This window comes from Sphingobium sp. (assembly GCF_035511395.1).
GTDB lineage: Bacteria > Pseudomonadota > Alphaproteobacteria > Sphingomonadales > Sphingomonadaceae > Sphingobium.
Window position 1 is genome coordinate 1 of sequence record NZ_DATKFP010000166.1, and the last position, 2,443, is coordinate 2,443.

4 protein-coding genes are annotated in these 2,443 nt (G+C 61.5%); 3 read left to right on the forward strand and 1 reads right to left on the reverse strand.

All coding sequences use genetic code 11. The annotated features are described in order from the left end of the window. The coding region (locus tag VMR39_RS11345) for a hypothetical protein (protein ID WP_325416067.1) at positions 1-330 on the forward strand (330 nt) is incomplete at its 5' end. A gap of 414 nt (positions 331-744) precedes the next feature. Here the strand turns inward: VMR39_RS11345 and VMR39_RS11350 are convergent. Next, entirely contained in the window at positions 745-1,647 is a 903-nt protein-coding gene (locus VMR39_RS11350) for a LysR family transcriptional regulator (RefSeq protein WP_325416068.1), read from the reverse strand. Positions 1,648-1,743: 96 nt separating this feature from the next. On the opposite strand from VMR39_RS11350, the gene VMR39_RS11355 reads away from it, so the two are divergent. Together VMR39_RS11355 and VMR39_RS11360 are read left to right on the forward strand one after the other, a co-directional pair. Beyond that, on the forward strand, positions 1,744-2,073 hold the full coding sequence (locus VMR39_RS11355; protein WP_325416069.1) for a nuclear transport factor 2 family protein: 330 nt from the start codon (positions 1,744-1,746) through the stop codon (positions 2,071-2,073). Then, entirely contained in the window at positions 2,070-2,336 is a 267-nt protein-coding gene (locus tag VMR39_RS11360; protein ID WP_325416070.1) for an SDR family NAD(P)-dependent oxidoreductase, read from the forward strand. Before VMR39_RS11355 ends, VMR39_RS11360 begins: the two co-directional genes overlap by 4 nt. The last annotated feature ends 107 nt before the right edge of the window (positions 2,337-2,443 follow it).

Genomic DNA, 2,443 nt, shown 5'->3' on the forward strand with positions numbered 1-2,443 from the left:
CGCCACCGCAATGCCAACGCCACGATAGCCGGGCTCGATACCGACGCCTACATCCTGGCTGTCAGCCACCCCGTGCGCACCGACGGAAACACGGATCCGGACGAGATCACGGCTGTGGACGCTAGCTATGTGCGGCGCTCAGGCGCGGTCCTTTTCGACTCGTTAGCAAAGGTCACCGCACATCTCGCTATGGGATCCAGCACACGGATTCAGTTCAGCGGCGCCCACGGAAACGTGCGCATTGCCTGCTCCGCGCCCGTGCAAGTGGCGGGTACAGAGCGGTCGGTCGCGTGCTCTAAAGGCCAAGCCGTACTGCCCAGAACGAACTGATAGGCCCCACTCAAGCAAAGCGTTCTGAAGAAGAGCGACCATGAGCAAGGTGGCGTCGAACACCCTCTGAGTCTCGACAGGGCCGCTTTGCGGCACCTGGTCGATGCCGATTCTGGTCATCTCGATGCGTTAGCGGCCCGCCTTGCAAATGGATCTTCGCTTCCACCTAGGATCGAACCCTCTACTCTCCAATGGCAAAAACAGGCGCTTTTTCCGCCCCGACCAGCGTTCCGCAACCTTTCTGAGGCGGGCGCGTAGCGATCCGTTCGGCGGTCGCCCCTTTTCGGTCCTTCAGCGGTTCAATTCGGCTTCCCAGTTGCGGACAGTCCGTTGCTCCGGCGGATGTCGGCCAAAACGTGCCATTCAGCGGGTTAGGGTACGAGTGGCGGAATATCCCGAGCACTGCCATTCGGCTTATAAGGCAGTGCCGATACGCTCACGGGCCAAACCAATGAACGCTTTGAATGCGGCAGACGGATTGCGCCGGCTTGGATAGTAGAGGGCCAGAGGCGCGAGAGCCGGCGTCCAGTCTTCCAAAACCCGAACTAGGCGTCCGCCGGCAAGATCTTCTCGGATATCGGATTCCATGAAGAAGCCAATCCCGATGCTGTCCAGAACGGCCATGCGGGAGAGACTCGCTTCGTCGAGCGTGACGGGGCCAGCGACATCCACCTGTACAGGTTGCCCATTCTTTTCGAAATGCCAGCGGTAAAGCGCGCCATTCGGCAGCCTGACACGAAGGCACTGATGGGTGTGCAGGTCCGCTGGGACCTGTGGCTTTCCCTGCTTCTCGAAATAGGCTGGCGTCGCGACGACTGCGAAGCGCCTCGGGCCGCCGAGAGGAACAGCGATCATGTCACTGGGAACGAGGTTGGCAGATCGAACACCGAGATCGAAGCCCTCGCCCACGACTTCGACCAGCTTCCCTTCCGTGACCAGATCGATGTGAACCTGCGGATAGCGGCGCACGAACTCCAGTATGAGCGGCGCCATGATTTCGCGCGCCGCTGTCGGGAAGGCATTGATGCGCAAGGTCCCGGAAGGCACTTCCTGCTGCGATCGCACGGTCTCCATCGCCTCGTGAATGTCCTGCAGCGCTGGACCGACACGTTCGACAAAGGCCCGGCCCGCGTCCGTCAGCGAGACACTCCTGGTGGTCCGGTTGAACAGACGCACGCCCAGTTGACGTTCGAGCTTGCCAATGGCGTTGCTCAGCGCGGTCGTCGATACACCAAGTTCAATCGCGGCCGCACGGAATGATCCCTTGCGCATGATAGCGATTACCGCGTCCAGTTCGATCAGACTATGCCGGCTCATTGTCCCGTCAATCGCAATTCTTCATCCCCCTTTATCCCGATTATCGTGAGGCCCGTCCAACGCTAAATCAGCCTCATCACCGCCGAGGAGATGAGCATGCCAATGGATCTACCCCAGCCGATCGCCGGCTATGTCGAGGCAAACGCCCGCCTCGATATCGACGGCATGTTGCAGCCCTTCCAGCGCGACGCCGTCTTCATCGACAACGGCAAGCATTTCGAGGGACAAGCGGCAATCCGCCAACTGTTCGAAGAGGAAGTAATTCCGGTGAAGGCGATCTTCGCGCCCGATACCGTTCGGGAAGAAGACGGCGATGTCGTGGTCGAAGGCCCCGCTCATGGCGACTTCCCGGGCAGCCCGCTCCGCTTCACCTACCGCTTCACGCTGGTGGAAGACGCCATCACGACGCTGGAGGTTACGGTATGAGCATCAAGGCCGATCCCACCGAGTTCGCCGGCAAGCGCGTGCTCGTCAGCGGTGGCACCAAGGGACTGGGCCGCGCCACGGTCGAGCGCTTCCTAACAGGCGGAGCCCCTGTCATTACTGCCGCCCGCGCGATCAACGATGCCATCGAGGGCGTCGAATATGTCCAGGCGGACCTTACCACGGCAGAGGGCGGCGAAGCGCTGGCCAAGGCCGCGCTAGAACGGCTCGGCGGCATCGATGGGGATCATGCAGGTCCTCAATGATCCGCGGACCACCCTCGCGCAATGCCTCAACGCCATGCTGACGGCGGAGCTGACCGACAACGCGGGTTGGGAGGTGTTGATCCGCCTGGCGGAGGATGCCGGCCAAA